This is a genomic window from Rhodanobacter sp. BL-MT-08 (assembly GCF_054161255.1).
Map to the genome: position 1 here is coordinate 2,527,046 of NZ_CP167872.1, position 23,068 is coordinate 2,550,113.

At 62.5% G+C, this 23,068-nt stretch carries 29 protein-coding genes; 3 read left to right on the top strand and 26 right to left on the bottom strand.

From position 1 onward, the window contains the following. Position 1: 1 nt before the first annotated feature. The 17 genes from ACDK93_RS11080 to ACDK93_RS11160 form a co-directional block, all read right to left on the bottom strand. Entirely contained in the window at positions 2-823 is an 822-nt protein-coding gene (locus ACDK93_RS11080) for a phage BR0599 family protein (RefSeq protein ID WP_458068629.1), read from the bottom strand. Continuing rightward, positions 813-2,015 (bottom strand): hypothetical protein, encoded by a 1,203-nt coding sequence (locus ACDK93_RS11085; RefSeq protein ID WP_458068630.1) that lies wholly within the window; start codon positions 2,013-2,015, stop codon positions 813-815. Before ACDK93_RS11085 ends, ACDK93_RS11080 begins: the two co-directional genes overlap by 11 nt. Beyond that, positions 2,015-5,167 (bottom strand): phage tail length tape measure family protein, encoded by a 3,153-nt coding sequence (locus tag ACDK93_RS11090; protein ID WP_458068631.1) that lies wholly within the window; start codon positions 5,165-5,167, stop codon positions 2,015-2,017. Before ACDK93_RS11090 ends, ACDK93_RS11085 begins: the two co-directional genes overlap by 1 nt. 133 nt (positions 5,168-5,300) lie before the next feature. Beyond that, on the bottom strand, positions 5,301-5,786 hold the full coding sequence (locus ACDK93_RS11095) for a DUF6631 family protein (protein ID WP_458068633.1): 486 nt from the start codon (positions 5,784-5,786) through the stop codon (positions 5,301-5,303). Between the two features lie 3 nt (positions 5,787-5,789). After that, complete coding sequence (locus ACDK93_RS11100; protein ID WP_458068635.1) at positions 5,790-6,572, bottom strand: phage tail tube protein; 783 nt, start codon at positions 6,570-6,572, stop codon at positions 5,790-5,792. Continuing rightward, positions 6,569-6,832, bottom strand: a complete 264-nt coding sequence (locus ACDK93_RS11105; RefSeq protein ID WP_458068636.1) for a DUF7210 family protein — start codon at positions 6,830-6,832, stop codon at positions 6,569-6,571. Before ACDK93_RS11105 ends, ACDK93_RS11100 begins: the two co-directional genes overlap by 4 nt. Beyond that, the gene (locus tag ACDK93_RS11110; protein ID WP_458068637.1) at positions 6,829-7,452 is read right to left on the bottom strand and encodes a phage tail protein; all 624 of its coding nucleotides are present in this window, start codon (positions 7,450-7,452) and stop codon (positions 6,829-6,831) included. Before ACDK93_RS11110 ends, ACDK93_RS11105 begins: the two co-directional genes overlap by 4 nt. Continuing rightward, entirely contained in the window at positions 7,449-7,925 is a 477-nt protein-coding gene (locus ACDK93_RS11115; protein WP_458068638.1) for a hypothetical protein, read from the bottom strand. The genes ACDK93_RS11110 and ACDK93_RS11115 overlap by 4 nt, the downstream gene beginning before the upstream one ends. Further along, positions 7,918-8,214: a head-tail joining protein gene (locus ACDK93_RS11120; RefSeq protein ID WP_458068640.1), complete on the bottom strand. Its 297-nt coding sequence runs from the start codon at positions 8,212-8,214 to the stop codon at positions 7,918-7,920. The genes ACDK93_RS11115 and ACDK93_RS11120 overlap by 8 nt, the downstream gene beginning before the upstream one ends. 3 nt (positions 8,215-8,217) lie before the next feature. After that, positions 8,218-8,583: a capsid cement protein gene (locus ACDK93_RS11125; RefSeq protein WP_458068641.1), complete on the bottom strand. Its 366-nt coding sequence runs from the start codon at positions 8,581-8,583 to the stop codon at positions 8,218-8,220. A gap of 86 nt (positions 8,584-8,669) precedes the next feature. Further along, positions 8,670-10,901 carry a ClpP-like prohead protease/major capsid protein fusion protein gene (locus tag ACDK93_RS11130; RefSeq protein WP_458068642.1) on the bottom strand — a complete coding sequence of 744 codons (2,232 nt, stop codon included), beginning with the start codon at positions 10,899-10,901 and terminating at the stop codon, positions 8,670-8,672. Positions 10,902-10,903: 2 nt separating this feature from the next. Beyond that, positions 10,904-12,565, bottom strand: a complete 1,662-nt coding sequence (locus tag ACDK93_RS11135; protein ID WP_458068643.1) for a phage portal protein — start codon at positions 12,563-12,565, stop codon at positions 10,904-10,906. Beyond that, positions 12,562-12,837 (bottom strand): hypothetical protein, encoded by a 276-nt coding sequence (locus ACDK93_RS11140; protein ID WP_458068644.1) that lies wholly within the window; start codon positions 12,835-12,837, stop codon positions 12,562-12,564. The genes ACDK93_RS11135 and ACDK93_RS11140 overlap by 4 nt, the downstream gene beginning before the upstream one ends. Before the next feature lie 28 nt (positions 12,838-12,865). Next, entirely contained in the window at positions 12,866-13,162 is a 297-nt protein-coding gene (locus tag ACDK93_RS11145; protein ID WP_458068645.1) for a hypothetical protein, read from the bottom strand. Between the two features lie 3 nt (positions 13,163-13,165). Then, on the bottom strand, positions 13,166-13,456 hold the full coding sequence (locus ACDK93_RS11150) for a hypothetical protein (protein ID WP_458068646.1): 291 nt from the start codon (positions 13,454-13,456) through the stop codon (positions 13,166-13,168). A 14-nt stretch (positions 13,457-13,470) separates the two neighbouring features. Next, the gene (locus ACDK93_RS11155; protein WP_458068647.1) at positions 13,471-14,265 is read right to left on the bottom strand and encodes a KilA-N domain-containing protein; all 795 of its coding nucleotides are present in this window, start codon (positions 14,263-14,265) and stop codon (positions 13,471-13,473) included. Continuing rightward, positions 14,262-14,561: a hypothetical protein gene (locus ACDK93_RS11160; RefSeq protein WP_458068648.1), complete on the bottom strand. Its 300-nt coding sequence runs from the start codon at positions 14,559-14,561 to the stop codon at positions 14,262-14,264. The genes ACDK93_RS11155 and ACDK93_RS11160 overlap by 4 nt, the downstream gene beginning before the upstream one ends. Before the next feature lie 288 nt (positions 14,562-14,849). On the opposite strand from ACDK93_RS11160, the gene ACDK93_RS11165 reads away from it, so the two are divergent. Next, positions 14,850-15,383, top strand: coding sequence for a hypothetical protein (locus ACDK93_RS11165; protein ID WP_458068649.1), 534 nt, complete (start codon positions 14,850-14,852; stop codon positions 15,381-15,383). Positions 15,384-15,388: 5 nt separating this feature from the next. On the opposite strand, the gene ACDK93_RS11170 is transcribed toward ACDK93_RS11165, so the two are convergent. From ACDK93_RS11170 to ACDK93_RS11190, 5 genes are all read right to left on the bottom strand, one after another. Then, on the bottom strand, positions 15,389-17,350 hold the full coding sequence (locus ACDK93_RS11170; RefSeq protein WP_458068651.1) for a phage terminase large subunit family protein: 1,962 nt from the start codon (positions 17,348-17,350) through the stop codon (positions 15,389-15,391). After that, entirely contained in the window at positions 17,350-17,934 is a 585-nt protein-coding gene (locus ACDK93_RS11175; RefSeq protein WP_458068652.1) for a hypothetical protein, read from the bottom strand. The genes ACDK93_RS11170 and ACDK93_RS11175 overlap by 1 nt, the downstream gene beginning before the upstream one ends. A gap of 432 nt (positions 17,935-18,366) precedes the next feature. Continuing rightward, positions 18,367-19,770, bottom strand: coding sequence for a VapE domain-containing protein (locus ACDK93_RS11180; protein ID WP_458068653.1), 1,404 nt, complete (start codon positions 19,768-19,770; stop codon positions 18,367-18,369). Continuing rightward, the gene (locus ACDK93_RS11185) at positions 19,767-20,483 is read right to left on the bottom strand and encodes a DNA methyltransferase (RefSeq protein WP_458068655.1); all 717 of its coding nucleotides are present in this window, start codon (positions 20,481-20,483) and stop codon (positions 19,767-19,769) included. Before ACDK93_RS11185 ends, ACDK93_RS11180 begins: the two co-directional genes overlap by 4 nt. Further along, on the bottom strand, positions 20,480-21,520 hold the full coding sequence (locus ACDK93_RS11190; protein ID WP_458068656.1) for a CHC2 zinc finger domain-containing protein: 1,041 nt from the start codon (positions 21,518-21,520) through the stop codon (positions 20,480-20,482). The genes ACDK93_RS11185 and ACDK93_RS11190 overlap by 4 nt, the downstream gene beginning before the upstream one ends. Before the next feature lie 125 nt (positions 21,521-21,645). On the opposite strand from ACDK93_RS11190, the gene ACDK93_RS11195 reads away from it, so the two are divergent. Further along, positions 21,646-21,933 carry an anti-CRISPR protein AcrF2 gene (locus ACDK93_RS11195; RefSeq protein WP_458068657.1) on the top strand — a complete coding sequence of 96 codons (288 nt, stop codon included), beginning with the start codon at positions 21,646-21,648 and terminating at the stop codon, positions 21,931-21,933. Beyond that, positions 21,930-22,160, top strand: coding sequence for a helix-turn-helix domain-containing protein (locus ACDK93_RS11200; protein WP_458068658.1), 231 nt, complete (start codon positions 21,930-21,932; stop codon positions 22,158-22,160). The genes ACDK93_RS11195 and ACDK93_RS11200 overlap by 4 nt, the downstream gene beginning before the upstream one ends. Positions 22,161-22,172: 12 nt before the next feature. Here ACDK93_RS11200 and ACDK93_RS11205 read toward each other — a convergent pair whose 3' ends face one another. From ACDK93_RS11205 to ACDK93_RS11220, 4 genes are read right to left on the bottom strand one after another with little or no spacing between them, the layout of a single operon-like run. Next, on the bottom strand, positions 22,173-22,475 hold the full coding sequence (locus ACDK93_RS11205) for a hypothetical protein (protein WP_458068659.1): 303 nt from the start codon (positions 22,473-22,475) through the stop codon (positions 22,173-22,175). Continuing rightward, complete coding sequence (locus ACDK93_RS11210) at positions 22,472-22,609, bottom strand: hypothetical protein (RefSeq protein ID WP_458068661.1); 138 nt, start codon at positions 22,607-22,609, stop codon at positions 22,472-22,474. Before ACDK93_RS11210 ends, ACDK93_RS11205 begins: the two co-directional genes overlap by 4 nt. Positions 22,610-22,644: 35 nt before the next feature. After that, entirely contained in the window at positions 22,645-22,866 is a 222-nt protein-coding gene (locus ACDK93_RS11215) for a hypothetical protein (protein WP_458068662.1), read from the bottom strand. Continuing rightward, a complete protein-coding gene (locus ACDK93_RS11220; RefSeq protein ID WP_458068664.1) occupies positions 22,853-23,050 on the bottom strand; it encodes a hypothetical protein in 198 nt (65 codons plus the stop codon). Before ACDK93_RS11220 ends, ACDK93_RS11215 begins: the two co-directional genes overlap by 14 nt. Positions 23,051-23,068: the final 18 nt, after the last annotated feature.

Below are 23,068 nucleotides of genomic sequence, written 5' to 3' on the forward strand. Positions count from 1 at the left end.
GTCAGCTCACAGGGTTGCCGTCGTAGTAATTACGGCCCGGCATCCACAGCTCGCCGCCGTAGTTGTCGGTGTTGTTGTAGTACGTGCAGTCATCCCAGTCTTGTCCGCAGCCGGGGTAGGCAGTGCCTTCCAGCCCATCGATCAACTCGGCACCGCCGAACGTGACAGTGATCGTGTTGCCGCCGTGGCTGTCGATGCTGCGGCGAAGCGTCAGGCCATCCGAGGGACGCGTCCATTCGATCCAGCCGCCGGCCAAGCGCCCGCTCGGCAGCGTGCCGAACGCATCGGCGGTGAGGGAGAATCCAGACACACCGCTCAAAGTGAAGGGCAGCGCGTGCAGCGTCTTGTCGACGTTGCATCGGCCATTGCCTTGGCTGTAGAGCAGCAAATCGCAGGGACGCTGCCAGGTGCGACCACCGCCGGCGCGCTTGGCCGTGGTGAGCGTCGGCTCTGTCGTGAGTACGAGATTAGTGTCAGTGAACTGCGCGCCGACGATGCGGCCGACCCAGTTGGCTAGATAGTCGCTTTCGCCAAAGTGCTGCGTCAATATCGTGACGGACACTGCATCGCATGGTGGTTCGGGCCGCCAGTTTGCAGCGACAGCCGCCGTTTTCGGCAACGTGATGGTGATGCTGGCCTGGTTGGTTTCGCTGCCGTCCTGAATCTCGGTGTGGCTGATCGGCACCGGCAGGTAGATGTTGCCGAGGTAAACGATCGGGCGATCGGCATCCGTGTGGTACCAACTCACGGTGCTACGGGTAAACCTGTAGAGCTTGTAGGGCTTGCCTTGATCGAGGCTGATGTCGCGCGCTTCAGACGTCATCTTTGACGGCCTCCCATGCGGTGGTGACCTGGAGGATGCCGTCGGCGTCGGTGACGTGATCGAGCTCGATGCTGTCATCGGCCAGCTCGGCCAGTGTCATGAAACTCACCGCACGCACATCGCTGGGCGCAAACGCCACGCCGAGCGCGTTGTCGATCGAGAGCGACTCGGTATCGGTGGCTTCCACGCTGCCGGTGATGCGGCAGTAGTAGACCGCCCCGCTCCACAGCTCGATGCGCAGATTCCGGCGCCCGGGCTGCTGGCGGCCAAACACGGTGTAACCGCACCACTCGATGGTGAGAGTCACGTCAGCTGGCGACACGGGCGACGCGAGCAGCACGTCGGATGACCAGCTGGGCAGCCACACCGTGCCCATGCGGCCGGCGAGCGCGTATAGCAGGCTGCGGAACGCGTCATGGTCTGCGCGGCCCACAATGAGCCATTCGTGCGACTGGTTGCGGAAGGGCACCTGCGGCAGGTCGATGTACTCCACCAGGCCGGTATCCGCATCGACCGGCTCGATCAGGCGGTCGTAAGTGTCGGTGGGATCGTTCGATTCGTTCGGGCGCCACTCGACCACGTACACGCCGCGATAGAGCGGGAACGATGCCGGCATGGCCGCTGGCCAGTCGCACGGCTCGATGATGTCGAAGCTGACGCTGACCTTGCCGCCGTCGTCGCTCCACCGATCCTGCTCTGGCTGCGCGTTCATGACAGCGGCGCGCGTCGGGTACAGGCGGGTCAGCGCAGGCCAGTCATGCTGCGTGGGGCCGGTGAGCGTCAGGCTATCCGCACCGATGCTCTGGACGGTCGCAAGCTCCCACTGGTTAAGCCCACGCCACAACAGCGCCTGCCCGCCGTCGACAAAGTCATAGCCGCTGGTGGCACAAGGGAGAACCGTGCTGCCGGCTGGCAGGTCGGCTTGCGTCCATTGCAGATCGGGCCAGATGGGCAGCTGCCATGGACGCGTGCCCATGTCGGCGCGTACGGCATCCATCAGCCGGCGGTCCTGCGCGGCCATCATCGACAGAAAGGTAAAGCTGCGCCGAGGCGCCAGGCGCAGTTGCCGTTTTTGCTGCACGCCCAAGCGACCCTGCAGCACGTCGGTGAGCCACGCGAGCGTTTCCTTGAGCGGGTCGCCCCAGTCGGGCGGTATCGGCCAGATGACTGGCTCACCAATCGCGAAGGCCATCAGTTGCCCCAGCGCTGTTTGATGTTCGTCGGATTTTTGCCAACGATATTGAGCACAGCATGCTCGAAGGTTGCTGTGCTCGCTATATGCCGAGCGCCCTCTTCCTTGTCCCATAAATTGACACTTTTCAGATGCACCGCTTGTGGCTGACTTGCGCCACCCGACGTACCGGGCATGCTGGAAAGTGATGGATCTGATGGATTGGTGTTGAAGCCTGCCAGGCTGGCCATGGGCGAGCCAACGAAGCCGCCGTCAGCGAAGCCCGGCAATGTACGCGAATACACTGCGTCCATGCCGCGCTGGTTGAAGTCCATCAGGAACGGCAATGCACCAGGTTCTTTCACACGTTCCTGCGGCGTGACTACCTCACCACGATGCACGATGCCGGCCGGCTCATATTTGCCGCCGTCGCCGGTATAGCCGCCCGTTGCAAAGCTGGTCGGTTGCGCGCGTATCTGCGCGACGTTGGCCAAGCCTGCAGCGATAGCCGCAGCCGCAGCAGCAACGCCTAGTTCTGGTCCCACGTACGGAATCGATGAAAGCGATGCATAAGCATTGGTTGCACTTTCATACGTCTTGATCAGCGCCTGCGCGATAGATGCGGCTTTGCCGATTTCAGCCAGCGTGCTGTTCTGGCTGCGCGATAGTCCGGCGATCTGACCGAAGAAATCGGCGGTGCTTTGCAGCGTCAGTACTTGCCGCGCTTTCTCGATTTTCTGGTTTTCTGATGCGTAGTTTGCGTCGAGCTGCGCTTTGGCTTCATCGTAAATTTTCTGCTGCGCCAGATCCGCACTGCGGTAGTCATTTCCAGCTAAAAGCTGTTGTTTGTAGGACTTCAGTTGATCCTGATAGGCCTTGTCCAGTGTCGTTTGCGCAGAGAAATTCTTTTGCAATTCGCCATCGGAACCACCCACGGCAGCGCCCGGACCTTTGTACTCGGGCAGCTTGGTGACTACCTTGTCGCCGATCGCTTTCAGTGCATCGTTGTATTCTTGAGCGCTGGCCGTTCCATTTTTCAGGAAGGTATTCAGCTTTTGCAGCTCCAGAATCGCATCGGCACCCTTCGTTTCGATTTTGGTGCCCAGCGACGCGCGAAATTTCTCGAAAGCTTCGCGTTCGTTGTCCGCAATTTTAGTGATGTCAGCGTCACGCACGGCAGCTGCGGCGGCGATGCGAGCATCTCGCTCTTTATTAATAAGCGCAATATTGGCTGTGCTGCTAGTTTTTGCTTTGTCCGCAAGCTTATTTGCCGTGTCGACTTCTTTGTCGTAAGACGCCCAAGCAGCTTGTGTCGCATCAAGTTTTCCTTGTAAGGATTCAAGACCTTGCTCAAGCTCTTGTTGCGCAGTGGCTGCAGCAGCGTCAATGGAATCTTGCGAGCGACCTTTCCGAGCTTTTGGCTGCGCATATTTTTTATCGATAACTGCCAGTGCCGATTTTTCATCGGCTTGATATTGAGTAGTTTCACCCGGATTTGTTTCGATTAATTTGGCAGTTGCCGCCTTTACCTTAGCGATTTCTTCAGCCTTCGCTTGATCTGTTTTTGCTGATACCAAATACCCCGCAATAACATCGCTAGCGGTTTTCGCCTGCGTCTGGATTTTCGTTTCATTTGATTGAGTATCAGAAACCCACTTCTCCAGAAGAGCTCCGCTTTTAGCAGTGTTTTGTTGGCTTATCAGTTGCTGGATAGTGCCGTAATCACCAGCAAAATAAGGGTGATTAGGGTCAGAAGGCGTCGATGCCGCTTGCAGCAATTGCTGGTCGGTCAGGTCTTTGGTTTGAGGCAAACGATTTTTTATCGCCTGCAACTTGGTTGTCGCTTCGTTGAAATCATCCGTGTTCGTCGTTGTTCGCCCAATTCCTTTCATCGCGTTCCATGCCGCGCTAGCCGTATCACGCACCCTCGCCCATGCCGTCTCCAGCAAACCTAGGTTGGAACGTGTCTCGCTGGCACGCTGCGCCAAAACCTGCGCGGCCGCTGTCTGAGCAATGGCAAGCGCACCTTCAGCATCACCCTGCGCTTCGAGCGCTTTTATGTTTTCGTATTGGGTAAGCGTGAGGATGTGATACGTCGAATCCAGTTCCTTGATTGCTTTAACTGGATCCTCTTGCAACTTGATAATTGACTCAACGGCCTTTTCGATGCTCATTCCGGTGACTGCGGACAGATCGACCGCCGCCTGCCCCGCTTCAGCCAAGTGATCGCCGGTTACTTTTCCGGATGCCGTCAACAGAGTAAGTGCAGTAGTTGCGTCGCCTAATGGACCTTTCGTTTTTGCAGCAAGGTCACGCAACTGTCCGGATGTGACTCCAGCATAATTGCCTGTAGCAATGATCGCCTGATTAAGTTTTGCTTCATCCTCTGCCCCTTTTTCTGCCGCCAGTGCAAATGCGCCCAGAGCGCCACCGACAGCCAGAATAGCTAGACCCAGCGGACTGAATAGCGCCGTCAGAAAGCCCGTACGGTTCGCCAGCGTCACCAGGCTACCTTCCAGCCTCGCGGTATTACCGCGTGCCAACTCCCCGGCCAGCACGCCGTATTCGCGCTTGGCGCCCGCACTGGCGAAGGCAAACTTTTCTGCCGCACCGGCGGCACTGGTCAGCGATACACGGTTCTGATCGATGAGTCCCTTATAGACCGCATAATCTTCCGCGCCGACAACGCCTTTTGAACGCAGCGCATTGAGCGCCACCTCTTGGGCATCCAGCTTGGCCAATGCGGCGACGGTCGGGTCGATCTGGCCGGCCAGCTTGGCCATGGCAGCGCGCTCGGCCTCGAGGCCGGCCACCGCAGGCGTGCCACCGACGCCGCCGGTGGATGCACCGGTGGATGCGTTGCGGTAGTCCTGCGCGGCCTTGGCGGCGCGTTGCATGGCCGCGGCCTGGTCGTCGTAGCTCTTGATGGTCGCGGTGGTTGTCTGCGCCGCCCGCTCGGCCTGCGAGCGGGCGGATTCCTGCACCTGCACCTGCTCGGATGTGGCCGCCACCATCGCCCTGATGCGCGCGGTGGCTTCGTCGGCGCTTTCGCCGAGCTGGTCGGCCGAGCCCTTGGCGTCACCCAAACTGCCCTGCAGACCTTTCAGGCCGTTGATGGCGTCCTGAAGGTCGGCGGAGACTTTGAGTAGTAGCTGGTAATCCTGGACGGCCATTGGTGCTCTTAGTCGGTCAGCTGTTTGATGTGTTGCGTGGCCGGCTTGCCGCCCACGGTCCCCATGGCGATGTCCATCGTTCTATCGCGGCGATGGCGGCGGTGCTGCCGCTGCACCGCCTCGTAAAGCAGTTTCAGTTGACGCTTCGTGTAGGTGCTGAGCTGTCGCGCGTCCCCGTGCCCGGAGGCGGTGAGGGCGGCGAAAACATCGCTCCACCGACCTCGCGCACCTTGGCCAGCTGCACGCTCAGCAGGACGCGTTTCAGAAAAAAATCGCTGTTCACGCTCCACCAGAGCATGTGCAGCTGCTCGCCGTCGTCGGCGCCGAGGCTGGTGACCCAGTCCACCGGCTGATCGCTGGCAATGGCGATGAGCGCCATTACCGCATCGGCCTGCTCGCCGAACGCCGCGCGCAGGGAATCCAGATCCGCGAACTGGCCCTTGAGCGCGATGCCTGTCATGGCATCCGATAACGCCGCGATCAGCGCGTGGTGCTTGAGGCTTTCGGCGAAGGTGTATTCGCGCATGGTGACGGCTACGCCCGCGATGATCGCGGAGCGTTCCGGGTAGAGGATGGCGAGATCATTCTCGCCATCGTTGTTGCTGTTGGGCTGTGTCATGGCTTAGGCGGCAACGCCCACCTGCGTGACACGGCCGAACTGGCCCAGCGGACCGCTGGCCGGCTTTGTGGTGTCGATGAGCACGCCGGCAGTCATCGCCATGCCGGCGGTGTCGGTGCCAGTGGTGATGTGCATCAGCTCGGTGAGCACGCCCGGCGCCACCTTGTAGTACTCGGCGATCACGGCCGCGTTGTTCTCGGCCAGGTTGATGCCCTCATACAGCACGCTGATGTCCGGCTGGCCGGCGGTGAAAATGCCCGTGTCGGTGCGCTGCGCGTAGCTGTAGTTGGCCTTGAACGGCTGCACGTAGGCGCCGATGTTGAGAATGGTGATGCGTCCGAAGGTCGGGTCGACGGTGTAGTCGGTACCTTCCACCAGTTCGGCGGGCACGGCGGCACTGTCCGTCAGCACCAGATCGCTGATGCCGGGATTGGCCGTCCGCACGTCGTCGCCCACCGCAAGACCAGGTGCGAGTACTTCATCGGTGGCCGTGCCGCTTTCCACGCTGATGTTGGTGCCGTACAGCGCAAAGGCGAGGTTCTTCGGGCGGAACTCGCTGAAGGTCCAGTCGAGCGTCAGCGCTTTTTCGCTGGGAAAGTAAGCCGCCAGCGCGCTCTGGCCGCTGTAGCTTTCCTTGTGCTCGACCATGGTGGTGGTGGGCTTGGCACTGAATGCCGACACGTCACCGCACCAGACCCACGGGCCGAGTGCCTTGGTGATCGGGTTGCGCACGGCGATCGAGAACCGACCTTTGCCGTAGTAAAAATTGGATGCTTCAAGACTCATGGCTGGGCTCCGGTGGTTTCGGCAGGTGTTGCGGTGGTGGTCGGCGCCGGATCGGCGGCGGGTTGTTCGGTGGCTTCCACAGGTGCGGCAGGCGCGGCGCTCGGCGCTGGCACAGTGACGCTGCGCTCGACGCGCGCCACTTCCACGATGCCGCGGTTGATCAACCAGGTAGCCACGTGATCGGGCACGCTGAGCGAGACGCCAGTGGCGTGAGGCACACTGGCATGGGTATGTGGGTAAAGCAGCGTGACGCGTTTCATGGTGTGCTCCCGAGCAGTCGGGCCTGCTCGCTCTGAAGGGTGCGGATGGCGAAGTCGACCAGCCGCTCGGGCCGGCGACCGTGTTTGAGCATCTGGCCGATGCTGGGGCCGTAGATGCCTTCCAGCGGCAGCCGCTTTTTACCGGCACGGGTAAAGACCAGCAGCGCACCGTTTTTGCCGCGCGCGATGAACGTGCCCGGCTGCGCGCCGCGATCACCGCCGCGCTTGATGGCGTACTTGGCGCCCAACGCGCTGTCGCCGCGCAACTTGCTGCCGTACTTCACCGCGGTGAATTTGCGCTTGCTGCTGGTGGCCACCAGGCCGCTGCCCTTGACGCGCGACCAGGTGGCACCGAACTCGATGGCGTTGATGCCGCGCGCCTTACCGATGAGGCTGATGCCGTCGGGCGTCATGCGCGCGCTGAGTCCCTCAGCGATGCGCGCGGCCGTGAGGTTATATTCCTCTCCGATGCTGCGTTTTGCTTCCGTTGCCAGCTTGCGCTGCAGCGTGGACAGCGCGCGCTTTTGCAGGCTGACGATGCGCGCCGGGATATGGCCGATATCGGCCATCGCCTCCAGCGCGCCGGCGAGGCTGACGGTTTGCGTGGTGTATTTGCTCATCGGAAGTACCTCGCCACGACGCGCACTTGGCAGGCGATGACGGGCGCGCCTTCGGGCCGATCCAGAATGGCCACGTCCGTGACGTACATGGCCGACGCCTGTTTGACGCCAGCGATAGGAACGCCGAAGGCCTGCGCGTAATGCGACATGCAGTTTTCGACGTCCTCGATCACGCTGTGAATCTGCTGCTGTGCGTCGTCCTGATCGGTACCGATGGCGCATTCGATCAGCAGGCTGAGCTCGCGCACCGGCTTGCCAGCGCGCGCCTGATCCACCCCGGGGCCGGCGATGTTTTCGCTGTAGATCATCGCGCCGAGCGCGTCGCTTTCGGGGCGCTGGCTGTCGGTGGTCCAGATATTGAGGCCAAGGTCTGTGATGTAACCGTTGGCGATGGTGATGGTGGCCAGCTGCGTGGCCAGCAGCTGGATCAGCGTCCAGCTGCGCGAGGCGGTGGCGACCAGTGCATTACCCATGCATCACCACCACGACAATGATGCCGTCGTCGGTGGCGATTTCGTCCACCTTGCGGGTTTCGTTGCGCACGGTGATGACGTCGCCGCGCGCCGGCTGCCAGTCGGCTTTCATCATGCCGATGGCGCGCTTGCCGCTGACCACGCGCGAATAGTTGCCCAGCTCCTGCAGCGCGTCGTCCACGAAAAAAGTGAGCGGTACGGGATCGGCTACACCGCGCACCACCGTGCCCTGCTCGCCCAATACGGCAAGCAGTTCACGGGTGGCGGCGGTGAAGTCGTCCAGCATCATGGTTTATGCAACCACCGCGCCGGCGGCCGGGGTAAGCAGCACGCGCACGGCGGTGTCAGCGGCTAGCGCGCCCTGCTCGACCACGACGGCCCCGCCGGCCACATCACCGCTGGCGCCGGCGCCGACGATGAAGTGCTTGTTGACGTGGTCCCACGTGACGACGGTGCCTTCCGGCATGGCGGTGCCGCCGACTTTGGGCAGCGTCCAGACGCCCTTGATGCCGACGCTGCCGGTAGCGTTGACAGGGATGTTGGTGAGGGCGACGGCAAGCAGCACGCCGATCACCACCACGTCGTTGACGTTGATGGCGGCGCCGGAGCTGTTGGTGTGATCGATGGTGTCGCCGGGCTTGTTGAACTTGGTGGTCATGGCTTTAACCTCTGAACGGGAATGGGTTGGCAGGTGTGCAGCAAATGCGGGCGGTAGCGCGGGCTGGCCGCACTACCGTTGGGCGATTACTGGCCCGGATTCATCACACCGCCGCGCCAGCCGATGGCGGCCACGCCGTAGCGGTGCACGACCTTCCAGGCGAGGCCGTCGGTACGGAAGTTGGTTTCCTGCTGCAGCGTCGGCGTGCTGACACCATCGAGGAAGGCCACCTCGAACACCGGCTCCATGGCGGCGTCGGCCAGCGCGTACCACTTGGTGGGCGGCAGGCGCGGCGTGGTGACGATGTCGCGGAACATGCCGCGCACGATGTTGGGCACCTGGAATTTGTTGCTGACACTGGTGTCGTACAGCGCTTCGTTGAGCGTCAACGCGGCACCGTTCAACGACAGCGCCGCAAGGAACACGGCCGGCATGATGTCGAGGTAGTCGTTGCCGCCCACGTCGAGCTGCGTGGCCATCTGCTGGCGGATCAGGTCGAACGCCGTGACGCTGGGCGCCGCGCCTGGTGCGATGTTGTGGTGGCCGGCGTCGAACAGCGGCAGACCGTCGTTCATGGTCGGGCCGAAGCCGTTATTGAGCGCGAATAGCGCGTACACGTCTTTCTCGATGGTGCGGCCAGCTGCCTGACCGAGCGCGGCCGCGATGCGGGTGAACGCGCCGAGGTCGTCGTTGATGAGAACTTCCGGGGTGATTTCCAGAATGCGGCCCTTGCGGATCGCGGTGATGGTTTCCTTCGCGCCATCGCCGAGCACGCCGTTTTCGTACTCGCCGGCTTCGTTCACCGGCTTGAGGTCGGAGAACGAACTCAGGTGGTAGCGACCGTGCGGGCGGTAATCGCTCAGCGTGCCGGTCATGCAGAACCGGTTCCAGGTGAAGTTGGCGGTGTTGTAGCCGCCGATGATGACCTTGTTCAGTACGTTTTCCAGCAGCAGCTGAAAATCGCTGGTGGTCTGCGGGCCGGAGGAGGCAAGCACGCGCCGGGCCATATCCTCGCGGCTCATGTCACGGGTATTGACGCCCGCGCGGATGAGCATCTTTTCTGCGACTCCCATCAAGGTGTCGCGCGCAAACGGGTTACCCTGCCGCGCTTTTTCGGCCTCCGCACCCTTGATGACGCCCGCACGCGCCAGCAGCATGTTGACGCCAGCCTCGCGCAGCTTGTCGCTGTCGTCCTGACCGTGCACGGTGCCCTGATGGGCGCCGAGCGGCTGGGCGGCCGAGCCGAGCAGTGCGAGCGCCTGGGCGCGCACGCTGTCGACGCTGGCCGATGGATCTTCCAGCGCAGCGGTGTAGAGGGCTGCAACGCCCTCGCGCGCCATGTACGGCTCAAGCGCCGCGCGAATATCGGTATTGCGGGTGCGCAGCGCTGCATGAGCAGACGCGGTGGCAGCAGCGGTGATGGCGGCCGTATCGACCGCCGGGTCGGCCTGATTGGCCTGGTTAGTATTCGGCATGGAAATAGCTCCGGTGGGTTTGGCGGCGGTCGCCGCGCTGGTCGAACGTGGTGAATCGGTCTTGATGGCTTGGATCAATGCGGTGAAATTGGCGATCGCATCGGGCGAGAGGTCAATGGCGTTGGCGGCGGCTTTCGGCAGGTGCCACGCGGCGGCAACGGACAGCTTTTGCACGGCCTTGGTGGCTTTGCCGATGTAGCGCTGCAGGCCCGCGGCAAATAGCGGGTCGTCCTGCGTTTCCACATCGGGCACGTCAGTGATGAGCGTGTCGGCGAAGCCGGCAGCGACGGCCTGCTCGCCGGTGTAGAAGTGATCGGCGCCGTCGAGAACCTGCGCCACGACGTCGTCGGCGCTCATGCCGCTTTTGGCGGCGTAGGCGGCAGCCATGGCAAGCGCGAAAGTGTCGAGCGTGTCTGCGTACTCGCGCATTTCAGCCGAGTTGCCGCTGGCAATGCCCCACGGCGCGTGAATCATCATCACGCTGGTGGGCGGCATCTGCACTTCGTCCGCGGCCATGGCGATGAGCGAGGCGACGGACATGGCCACGCCCTCGACCACGGCGACCACGTTTGCTGGATGACGCTTGAGCGCGTTGTAAATCGCCAGGCCATCGGTAACGCTGCCGCCGATGCTGTTGATGCGCACGTTGATCTGCTGCGTGTTGAGCGGCAGCGCGTCGAGCTGGCCGACCACGTCGACGGCGCTGACGGACTGATCGTCACACCAGCTGTCCCCGATGTCGCCGTAGACCATTAGATCGAACTGCTGCGGCTGCGCGCTGGCTTTCAGCGATAGCAGCGGCGTGACCGTGGCGACGTTTGCGGCAGTCTTGGCTTTAGGCATGATCAGGCGGCCTCGGTGGTTTTGGCGGGTGCAGGCGCGGGTGTGGGCGCCGGTGCAGGTGCAGGTGCAGGTGCAGGTGCTGGCGCAGGCGCAGGCGCGCCCGGTGCGGGCGCCGTAGCGGGATCAGCCACGGGCGTGGTGTCGGCTGGCGGCGGCTGTTTTTTGTAGGTGGGCTGTGCGGTGGGCGAGTCTTGCGTGATAACGCCGGCATCTTGCAAATCTTTCTGCCATTTGGCTTGCGACCGGATAACGTCGGCCGGCTGCGCGCCACGGCGGCGAACGATTTCGCTGCCGGACATCCAGGCACGGTCTTCCATCATTTCCCAGCCGGCAGCCTCTTTCACCGGGTCGATCCACGGCATGCTGGGCGCGATGTATAGCGCGTGCGACAGATCCGCAAAGCTGATTCCACGTGGAACATTTTTCAGCAGGCCGCCCAGCACGCAGGCGGCTACAAAACGGCTGTAGGTTTCACTGGTGTCCTGATCGATGTACGCCTGACTGAGCAGCGCGTAACCCTGCCAGCCTTCCACCAGCTCTTGCCGCTGCGCGCTGTAGCTGCCGATGTAGTTGCGGCTGATGGTGCTTTTGTTGGCGCCAACACCGGCCGAGATGGCGCCCATCTGACCGTTGCGCCACTCCACCGCCTGCGGGTTGGGGCGGTTGCTGTTGATCATGCTGATGTCTTCGCCGGGCAGCAGATCGTCGAATACCATGCCGGGGTGAAAATGCATCTGCCGGGGCGCGCCGCTGGTGGGCTGTTCCGGATAATTGGTGGCGTCACCCTTTTTGATGACGGCGCCCATGCTGGCGGCGATGCGCGCGGCGATGCGCTCGCTTTCTTCGTAGTCCTTCAGGTCATCCAGACGATTGAGGATGCTGGCAAACAGGCTCACGCCACGGCGCTGGCCGATGCGGTCGGTAAGCTTGAGGTGGCCGATGCTAGCGGTGGGCACGCGCTTGAGTTCCGGCATGGCCACGAACGGCTCACCAGGGTGCTGCTTATAAAGCCAGTACGCCTGCGGCCTGCCCCATGCATCGACCTCGATACCCTGGCTGATGCCGTTGGTGTAGTCGTTCCAGTCGATCGGCAGCATGTCGCACTCGAGCAGCTCGACCGAGAACGGCACCACGCTGCCGTGCGTGAGCTTGGCTTTGGTGCCTTCGACGTACTGCCACAGCACTTCACCGTCACGCAGCCAGCTGCGGCATTTGAGCTGCTCGTAACGCGCACGGTTGAGCTCGCCAGTGACTTCGGGCGCCTTGCTCCAGCTAACCCACAGGTCACTGAGTTGCTTGGCAACATCCTCGAGAATGTCGCCGTTTTTGTCGCGCGGCTGTGGCTCCACGCCAATGCCGGTAGGGCCGACAATGCACTGCACCATGGTGTTGAGGATGCCGCGGCTCAGATCGTGATTGCGCTCCAGATGGCGGGCCTTGTCGCGCAGCTCGCGGTGGCCGAGGCCGGCGACCATGTTGCCGTCGCCATAATCGCGGCCGCGCTTGTGCAGACGGCCGGGGCCGATGGCATCGAACGCATGGCTATAGGCCTGCACGGCCAGCCGGGCCTTGGCGCGGCGTGCGCCCCAGCCCGGTGACACCGCCGTAATGACGCGATCAAAGGCGCTGCCGTTTGGCTTGATGGGGGCGCTGGGCTTGCTCACCAGTAGCCACCCGTGCGGAAACAGCCTTCGCCGTAAGGGTCCGAGCCTTCCGGCTGGTTGGTCACGCCGGTTAGGTTGGCAAGCGCGACACTGGGGCCCTTGTTACCGTTCAACTCGGCGTTGGCCTTGCGCTCCCACTCGCGCCGCCCATCCTGCACCATTTTCAAATCGGCACGGGTTAGCTGGCGGTCGCCCCACTTATACGACTGGCCACCGAGAATGGCTGTCTCGGCGGCGAGGTAACTGGCGAGCATGTCGGTAGCGGTGGACATGCGCGCACTATCACAAATTACACGGAAGTCAATAAGGCAACGCGTTTCCCGCTTTTATGATCTGGCGAATGCGACGCAGGCACAGGTCGTATTTCAACGACAGGTAGTCTTCGGGCACGCCGTTTTTTGCGTCGCTGCAGATGGCCTCATCGCGCTGCATGAGCGCCACGCGATCCGAGTCGCCGATCTTGGCCACGTAGGGCCGCGTGCCGCCCCAGTCCGCGCGGGCGGCACGCTCTATGTCTACCAGCGCGTCGGGCGCAATGCTGCCGACGCGATTCTCCACGTGGCGGAGAATGTCACCGATGATGTCGAGAAAGGCCATGGCTTACAGCACCTGGTGCGCGGTGAAATGCACGCCGGGCCGGTCCAGCTCACCGGCCAGCGCGTTGATGGCGTGGCCCAGTTGGGTGAGCTGGTTTTGCTGCTGGCGCAGCTGGCGCATTTGATCGTCCAGCACGTCCAGCCCCAGCACCATCACGCAGCGCGTGCCGGCCTGCGTGTTGGCTGCCCAGCGGGCCAGGGCTTTCAACGTGGCTTTGCGCTGCTCGGCCAGGGCAGCAAACTGTTCCATGTAGGCGGTGTAACGGCCAAGCGGTTCAAAATCGGTGTCGGGCATGGCGGGTTACTCCATCAGGGTGGGGTGGCCGGTGGATACCAGGTGCGGGAGCGTTGGCCGGGTGCGCCCGTGCGCTTTGGCCACCAGCCAAGGCGACGCATGGCGATGCCAACGCGTGTTTGTAGATCGCGGCTTTCGGGGTCGCCGTGCAACGCCTCTTTGATCACGTCTTCCATGCGCGTGCTGGCGCGACCTTGCAGCCACGGGGCCAGCAGGGTTTGCGTGCGGTCAACGATGGATGGGCGACTGTTATGCAGCGCGGGTGAGCCAAGCACGTCGGATGCATCAAGCTCGGCGATCAGGTCGATACCGGTGGCGCGGAGCGTGGCCGTGTTGGCGGCGCGCACGCTGCGGATGCGGTCCATGCCGATGCTGCGCCCGGCCCGCACCAGCGCATTGAAGCCGCGCGAGGCAGACACCAGCACGTCGGCCCGGTGCTGCGGGCTGGTGGGTACGGCAGGCAGAGCATCCGGCTGGGTGACCATGGCGTCATACGCGCGGATGACGTGGAGATGGAAAGGCGCGCTGATCCACATGGCGTAGGCGTAGACGAGTTCCTTGACGGCGTAGGTGCCGCGGGTCGGGCCGCCGTTGATGACCTGAACTGCTGATTCCACTCCGGGATTCCCCGGAGTGGATACTGGGTTTGCCTCCACTTCTGCCACCAGCTCGCACGTTTTTTCAAGGCGAAGCCAGTCATGTGGCTGATGTTTTTTATTCCCGCCGCTAGCCTGGTGCAAATCATTCAGGCAGTACCGCCCAATCACATCGCGCCGTATCTGGGTGTTGGCGATCACCAAAGCGTTCATGCTTTCGCCCCTTGCAGCTGCAGCTGCATTTCCAGCCCGTTGAGCGCGTTCATCACCGCGCAGAGTTGCGTGGACTGGTTGTCGCTGATGGCCGAGCCAGCGACCAGCATGGGCTCGATGGTGTCGAAATCGACGGTGAGGTCAGCCGCCGTATCGAACAGCGCTTTGGTGGCGCATGCCGCACCGAGCACGGCGTCCAGCATGCTGTGGATTTCGCACGCGCGCTCCAGCGCTGTGAGGATTGGGGCCCTTTCAGGGCCCGCTTGGGGCTTACGAAACTGCTTGGGAATAGGCATCGTGACGTCTCCTGTTTGATCGAGAGACCACGCGGAGACGTTTCGATGCGCCTCCACCGTGGGTGTCGGGAGTTTCGAAACCGCAAACAGACGGCCGGCAACTTTTCCCTTTCGGGTCTTGTATAGCCACCGACTCCCGACGTGAACGTCAGAGACAGAAAAACCACGGGACTGACGGGCGTGGTGGCCGCTGTTTGAGGGGTTTCGAAGCCCCGCAACCAGAGGATGCACCGTGAAGCGCCGTGGGTCAATATGTGCTGGGTATTGGTTCAACAGGAGTGCAAAGCGATGGAAACCATTGATCGACTGCAGGAAGTGATCGACGCCAAGGGCACCACCATCATTATTTATCACGGCGGCAGTGCGCCAGGCACGGCACGGGCTATCCAGCCAATTGCGATTGAATCTGGGAAATTGACCGCTCGATGCCTTGAAACTGACACCCGGAAAACGTTCATGCTTGACAAGGTGGAGTTGGCCAGTGCAGCGCCGATTATTCCAAGACCAAAACGCATTGCGGAAGACGTGAAAGCGCTCAAAACACTGCGCGCCAAGACGTTTAATGAATTTGCACAGGAAATCGCAGCGCTTGCCCTGCGAGAAAATTGGCTGCTTGAGTTTACCGGTGACAAGCTGCTGGCAAAAAATGCCAACTGCCAGCACGAACTTTGCTACAGACCAACCATGGCGGGTTGGAACACAGAAACCCAGAAATTCGGAGTGGTGGAATCGGAACGCCCATGGCATCTGGACAAGAAACTCTTCACCCATAAAGAAACCGCTTTTGCAGCATTCATGGACGTATTGCTTGCCCCACACTAAAGCACTCATCGCCGCTGCGCCCAGTCGCTGGAAATCCCAAACGGGTTGCTCGGTACCGGCACGCGCTCTACCGGCACGACAGGCGGCGGCATCGCACGTGCCTGCCGTTCCACAACCGCTGCCGGTGCGGGTGGCGCCGGCGCGCTGAACAGGTCGCTGGTGCCCGGCTCCAGCTTCGCTTCCAGCTGCGCCCAGTCGGCGTCGCGCTTAACGTGGATGCGCACGTTGGGGCTGAGCGCGGCGGCGTAGGCGTAGACCAGGGTGTCCAGCGCTTCGTTGCGCGCGCCGGATTTTTTCAGCCAGCGCTTGGCGACCAGATCGAAGCGCTCGGCGGTGAGCATGGCGTAGTAGTCGTCGGGCATGTCGGACGGGAAATGGACCAGGCGCTTGTCTTCCTCGCGGTCCTGATCGCCGAGCAGGCGCTGGAGCAGCGTGGTTTTGGCCGAGTTGACGCCAACGATCCAGAGGTTGAGGCCGCGCCGATTGGTGCGGCCGCGGCCATCGACTTCCTGCTTGCTGGCGCGACCGATGACGGGCTTGGTGGCATCTTTGCTGCCCTTGATGGCCATGACGCCTTGCGTTTGCAGCGGGCGCACGGCGTTGTAGACCTCTTGCGTCCAGTTGCCGGAATCGACGGCCGCCGCGCTGATGCGCAGGCTGATGCCGGCCGCGTTGACGATGGGCTGGCCCAAGTGCTCCCACAACACGTTCCAGTCTTCGGTGCGCGTTGGGTCGGCTGGCAGCTCGACGTAGTCGATGATCCACGCCTGTTCGTTGCGGCCCCACGCGACGATCTGCACGGCGAAACGGTTGACCTGCACGTCGACGCCGGCCGTGAGGATGAGCGCCCCGCGCGGCACGGTGCGGCGCAGCCACTTGCCGGCGCGCTCTTGCAGATCCTTCGCCTCGACTTTCTGGCTGGCGCCTTCGTAGGCTTCGCCGAGGATGGTGTTGGTGAACACGACCTGCAGCGCGGAATCTTTGCGCGCCTCGGCGCGCATGTCGGCGATTTCGCGCCAGGTGTAGCCAAGGCCCAGCGCGGCGTAGGCCGACCAGATGTGGAAACTGCGGTGGTGGGCGCTGCGTTCTGGACGCCGCGCGATCCACTGGCCCGCTTCCAGCATGCGGGTTTTTTGGTGCTCCTGGATCAGCTTGCCGCAGTGCAGGCAAACGAACTGACCGTCGTCGGTGAGCTGATCGATGACCAACACTTGCTGGCGCGCGCAGTGCGGGCACGGCACGTGGAACTGGCTCTGGTCGCCGGCATCGTAGGCCGCGCTAATGGCGCACGCGTCTTTGATGGTGGCCGAGCTGATGCGCAGAATTTTCCGTCGGATGTACGAAGACGTGCGGCGCAGCGCTTGCTGCTCGGCACCACCCTGGTCATCGAGGTCAGTCGGGTATTTCGACAGCTCATCGAGCACCAGATACATGATCGGCATGGACGCCAGCGACGCCGAGCTGTTGGCGCCGCTCAGCACCAGCATGCCGCCGGGAAACTTTTTCATCAGCGTGGTGTTGCCGCTGTCGCGGCTGCGCGCGGGCGGGATGCGTTCCTGCAGCACCGGCATGAGCTTGATCGCGGGCGTGAGGCGTTGCTCGCTGAACTTGCGCGCGGTGTCGATCGTCGGCAACACGTACATCACCGAGGCCGGCGCATGCTCGATGATGTAGCCAAGCCAGTTGATGCCGATTTCGGTACCGCCCACCTGCGTGGATTTTTTGATGGTGGTTTCGCGGACGGTGGACTCGCGATGCAGGCAGTTCATGATGTCGCGCAGGAACGGCATGCGGCTGGTGTACCAGTCGCCGGATTCGCTCGAGCCCTCTTTCGGCAGCTTGCGGTAGCGGTCGGCCCAGTCGCTCAGCGTGATCGGCTCGGGAATGGTCCAGCCGTTGCGCCAGCTTTCCAGCACCACGTCGGCGCCGGAGGCAAGGTCGACGTCGATGTGGTCGATATCGAGCATCAGGCAGCCTTCGCGTGTTCTTCAGCCAGGCCCGGTAGTGCGCCGAGCATCGCCTTGCGGATCTTGCTGGCGTTTTCAGTGATCAACGCATGCACGCGCTCGACGTCCGTTTCGGCAGCCAGCTGCGGCGCAAGGCGATCGGCTAGCGCGTCCAGCGCTTCCATCGCCTGCCGCGAAAGCCCGAAGACCGCTGCCGCCACTTCTGACTTGCGTACGAGCTCGCCCGTTTTCTCGGCCAGCTCAAGCTCGGCCAGCCGCGCTTTGGCCACGCGCTCGCGCGTAGCGGCGTTTCGATACGCCGGGTCGCCGCCGACGGCATCGCCGGACGGTGCAGCGCCAGCAGGCGGAACGCGCGTGGTTGCCACTGGCTGCGCCGCTGCCGCGGGCGCTGATGCTGGCGCTGCCCCACGCTTGCCGCCGCGCGCAGGATCGCGATAGTGCGCGATACGCGCGTCGCTGGCGGCGAAGTCCACCAGGCCTGCAGCGTTGTAGACCAGAAATTCCGACAGCCGCGAAACCAGGCTGTCGGAGCAGCCGCGGTGCTTGGCGTAGGCCGCCTTGTTGCCAAAGCCGTTGACGCTCATCCGAACACCCCGAACAGGTCAGATATGCCATGTCCGAACAGTCCGCACCAAAGTTGAAACCCAGTAACTACCGCGTTTTTGCGGCCGTGCAACCCGCATTCGGCTGGCCTGGAAAGGACCCGCGCCGAACCGATCCCGAACGCCCAGGCCGTGCCGTTGTCCCAACCTGCCCAACCTGCCTTTGATGAGGTCGGGATGCTGAAACCGTTGCTGGGCTTGGCTTGTCCCGACCTGCCCAACCTACCCAACCTGTATGCGCACATATAGAGAACGGATGCACTAGCAGACCATAGTTCTATATACGCGAGAGGCGCGAAAAGGTTGGGTAGGTTGGGACAGCCCAACAGCCGCAACGCCTTGCAGGTCGGGACAAGGTTGGGACAAGGTTGGGTAGGTTGGGACAAACAGCCCGCACCCATGATCGGCCAGGCATCAGAACGGCACATCGCTATCCCCCTTCTTTGCTGGCACGGTGTTGACCCACCGGCGTTCGCGGTATCCGTTCACCCACACGCGTTCGTGATTCCACTTGAGCCGCCGCATGATCGAGGCGATGCGCATCTGCTCGGGCTTGCCGTGCTTGCCCACATCGATGCCCAGCGCGTTGGCCAGCAGCTCGGTCGTAGTTGCCCATTCAACCGGCTTGCCATCACCGGCAAACGGTATGCGCGATGGATAGTGCGAGTCCGGTGCACGGCCAGCCAGCCAGCGCTGCAGTGGACCTTGCCAGCTATCCTCGGCGAAACGCTCATCCTGCTGCTCGACCGCATCGTCTGGCAGCGACCACCAGGCAAACCCATCGCGGAACATCTGCACGGCCTCAGCCCAAAGCTGATCGCGCTCGGCGATGATCTTGGCGATATGCACGGCATTGACCTTTACCGGCAGGAATCGCCGACCACCGCTGGCATCGCGCAGATATTCATTCTCATTGGTCGTGCCGACAAAGATATTCTCGCGACGAAACGATCGGCTCACGCGCCCGTAGCTCGGCCGGTAAGTATCGAAGCGCGCCGTGATCGCCTGCTTGACCTTGGTCACGTCGGCCTTGCTGAAGCTGTCCATCTCGCCAATCTCGACGCACCAGCGACCGCGCAGGCTTTGATAGAAATCCTTGCTGCTGGGCGACTCCATCGACTCGGCATACCACTCGGCGCCGAACAGCTCGCGCACGGCCGACGTCTTGCCGCGACCCTGCTCGCCTTCCAGCACCAGCATGAAATCCACCTGCGCGCCGTTGTGCCGTACCTTGGCATCCAGCCACAGGATGCGCGCGACCGCGCTCACCATGAAGCATTGCGCCGCCTGCCGCGTATAGTCCGTATCCTCGGCGCTGAATAGCCGCGGAAACAGGCTGCGAACGCGCGGTTTGCCATCCCACACCAGCGTCGTCAAATACTCGCGCACGGGATGCACCTTGCGACGCCGCGCCATCGCCTCGACGCAATCCATCACCATGTCGCGCTTCACGTTGAGCTTGTAGTTATCGGGGCTACCCAGCCAGCCGGATAGCTCGGTGCCATCCTGATCGGTGAATTCGTCGCGCTGGCCCGCTTGCCAGCAGGCGTCGCGTGTCAGCTTCACGACGTTGGCGAATTCATCCAGGCTGAAAAGCCCCTGCAGCGGATCGGCATGCGTCATCACCAGCAGCGTGTTGTGCGTGGTCGATTCCGGCTTGCCGGTGCTGTTGCGCGTAAGTTTGTTGCCCCAGTCGTTGTGATCGAACGAACCACCGGAACCGCTGCCGCCGCGGCCACTGCCGTTGCCGCCACCGCCGCCGCGTTTACTCGGCTGCCGCTGGCCCATGGGCACGACGACCTTCGATGGATCTGTCATGCGATCAACCTGCCTTGTCGCTGCGCGTCTTCTATGCGGCGGCAGGCTATGTCGAAGTAGTGTTTTTTCGATTCGACACCGACAAATGTTTTGCCCATCTGGATCGCGGCAATGCCTGTACTGCCGCTGCCCATATACGTGTCGAGGATCAAAGACGGATCGCCGACCTGCGTGATGCACCAGCGCATCAAAGCTTCAGGCTTCTGCATAGGATGGTGCCGTTTCTGGCCAGCTGTCACCTCATGCCGAGCGCCTTTGCCAACGCATAAACCATCCCAAAGCAGACGAAAGATACGCAATGGCGCATCTGGCTCAACGTTTGTCCATGCGATTTCGCCGTCACCTTGGCTTCGCACCTTTCCCGTGGGAACTTTGTCCCAAACGAGCGCTCGACCCGGCGGCAGGCAATGGCCGAACTTGTGCGCGCCCCACATCAGCACGCGTGGCGCGAGAGCTAGCAGCGGCGTCGGATCAAATGGTTCGTCATCGCCATCGATTTCTGCATGGACGTTTGGGCGAACCATCAAGGTCGATCCATTTCGCTGCACGACTGCGTTATCGCGCGTTCCTCCCTTGTGAAAAGTGTTTACCTTGTAGTCCTGTCCGTATGGCGGATCGGTTATCAGCGCATCGACCACAAGTTTACGCGGCAGAACACTCTCCCAGCGTCCAAAGTACAACGTTGCGTTGCCGATGACTTCAACTCGAGTCATACAGCCACCCTCGACTCATCCACCACAATCTCCACCGGCTTCACTCGCTCACGTGCCCACGCCATCAATTGTTTAGCCGTCCAGCCGTCCGCAATCGCGTCGGCAATATCCCAGCCTTTCGGCCGTTGCGACACGTCGACCACCCGCAGGCTGGCGCATCCCGCGCGGTGCGCCAGTTGCGCCACGCCTTCGTGCAGCAGTCCGGTGTTGTCGATGTAGCCGAGCATCGCCTCGCGGCCGGCATCGTCAGCATCCGGCCACAACACCACATCGCGCCCAGCCAGCGCCGACCAGTCGGCATACTTCGCACCTTTGCCGCCGCCCATCCAGCAGGCCACGGCATACATCGGCAGTGCGCCAGCACTGACCGTGGCGCACTTTTCGCCTTCCACCATCAGCACCGGCGCATCGGGCTTGCGCGCTAAGTCATGCAGCCCGAATAAGGGCCTCGGTTCTGGAAATGGCTGCAGGCACCATTGCGATTCCCCGCGAGGGCCAATGCACCACGTGACAGCCGGCGTGATCTTGCCGTCGTCCATCTCCACCCGCAGCACATAGCCCATCAGCGAGCCATCGGCGCCGAGGTAGGCATCCGCGCGCGATGGCTCAACATGCCACCAGCGGCCGCGCTTGATGTTCCACACCTTGCCTTTCACGCCTACCGACCAGCGCGGCGCGTCATCCGGTACCGGCCAAATCGGCACCCACACGCCGTCACTCGGCACATCCGGTCGGCGTGGCAGCTCGCGCACGGCGTTGCGTACAATCTGTCCGAGGTCGTGGCCACCCAGCTTGTGGCAGGCCGTCTGAAAATCGCAGCCGTCCATGACCATCACAAAGCCGATCGCATCGTGGTGCGCGCCGCAACCGAAACAGTGCACAAAGCCTTTCACCGGCGACACCGTAAAGCTCGGGCTGCGCTCGCTGTGGAAGGGGCAAAGCCCGGTGTATTCCACACCGTTTTTCTTCAGCGGTGTGAATCGGCCCACCAGCTCGACCAGATCCACGCGCGCCAATATCGCCTGTACGTTGATCATGCGTCGCTCCTCGCGAGACCGCGGACGCTGAATATATTTTTCAGAAACACCTTGACACAAGGAACAATAGTTCCTACTATAAACCCATGCCAGCCATTCCGGCGCGGCGAATACAGGAGATCGACATGAGCAAGATTGCGCAGCAGATTGCGGCACAGCACGCCGACACCACGAAAGCCTCTGAAGCCGCTGAAGCAAAGGCGATTGCCAAGGATCAGGTGTGGGAAGGCGAGGGTTACACGAAGTACACCTTCGACGACAACAGCATCCTGATCCAGCAGGGGGCGACGCAATACGCAATGGACGCTGACGACGCCGGAAGCATCCAGGGTTACGCCGAGTGGCTGGATGATGTGGCACGCGCTGCCGAAGCTGGCGAGGTAGAGCGGCTGCTGGAAGCGTTGGAAGTATGAGCAAGCAACTGCCGAGCAGGCAGCCCGACGCATCCAAGCACGATCCGAGCCCGGAATATCTCCGGGCTTTGCTTGAGCAAGCCGGCCTGACGCAGCGCCAAGCTGCTGAGCGCATCGGCATACATGAGCGGATGCTGCGTTATTACCTCTACCCCGAAGGTCATGCGCAGCGTCGTGCGGCACCATATCTCGTGCAATACGCGCTTGAGGGCCTTGTACAGTCATAAAAGCCCACAACATCACGTCGAAGTCCTCCCCGCCCACTTCATATCCGCCACAATCTGCGACCACAGCGCACCGCGCACGTACGTGGCAAACAGCGCATCGCCGCAGTGGCGCATCAGCACGTCATCGGCGCGCTGGCCAATGCTCACCAGCGCCCACGTGCCATCGGGGAAACGAAACACCCGCACGCCCTCGCCCTTCCACGCGCGCTCGGCCACCACGTCGGCAATCGGCAGCAGCGGCTTGCCCGGGCGCCACACGCGCACCACGTGGCCGATCTTCTGCGGCACCGGGCAGACCCAGCGCGCCGCCTTCACCGCGGCACCTCCAGCGGCAAGGCCGGCTGCCTCGGGTTGTTCAGCGCCTGCAGCGCGGCATACGCCTGCGCCGTATCCGCGGGCGTCGTCTCGCCCCGCAAAATGCGCTCCACATGATCCTTCGCGGCCTGCATCGCCGCTCTCTCGCTCGAACTGATAGGCCATCGTGCTAGCCCTGGCCGCGCGGTGCCCATCGACGCGCCTCCAGTTCGTTGGCTTTTGCGCAATCAATGCACAGCCGCGCGCCCATCGCCTGCCGAAAACCGGTAATCGCTTCGACGCAGTCGATGTTTTCGCAAAACGCCAGGCCCGGCACCGACACTTTGCGCTGACTCAGCGCATGGTCGATATCTTCCTGCTGGCGTCGCTGTGATACGTCAATCACATCCATGGCCACGCTCCCCTTTCTTCGCTCGATGCCGCAATGGCACTACTTGCCCGCCTGACGTATGCAGCGCGTACCTCTCGCGCAATTCATCGGCGGCCAGCTGCTCTACCGTCACGCCGCGCGCCGCTGCCGCTTTTTCCAGCCGCTCCAGCTCGCTATGCGTGAGTGCAATTTCAATGTCGGGCACAAGTCCCCCATGAGGCCC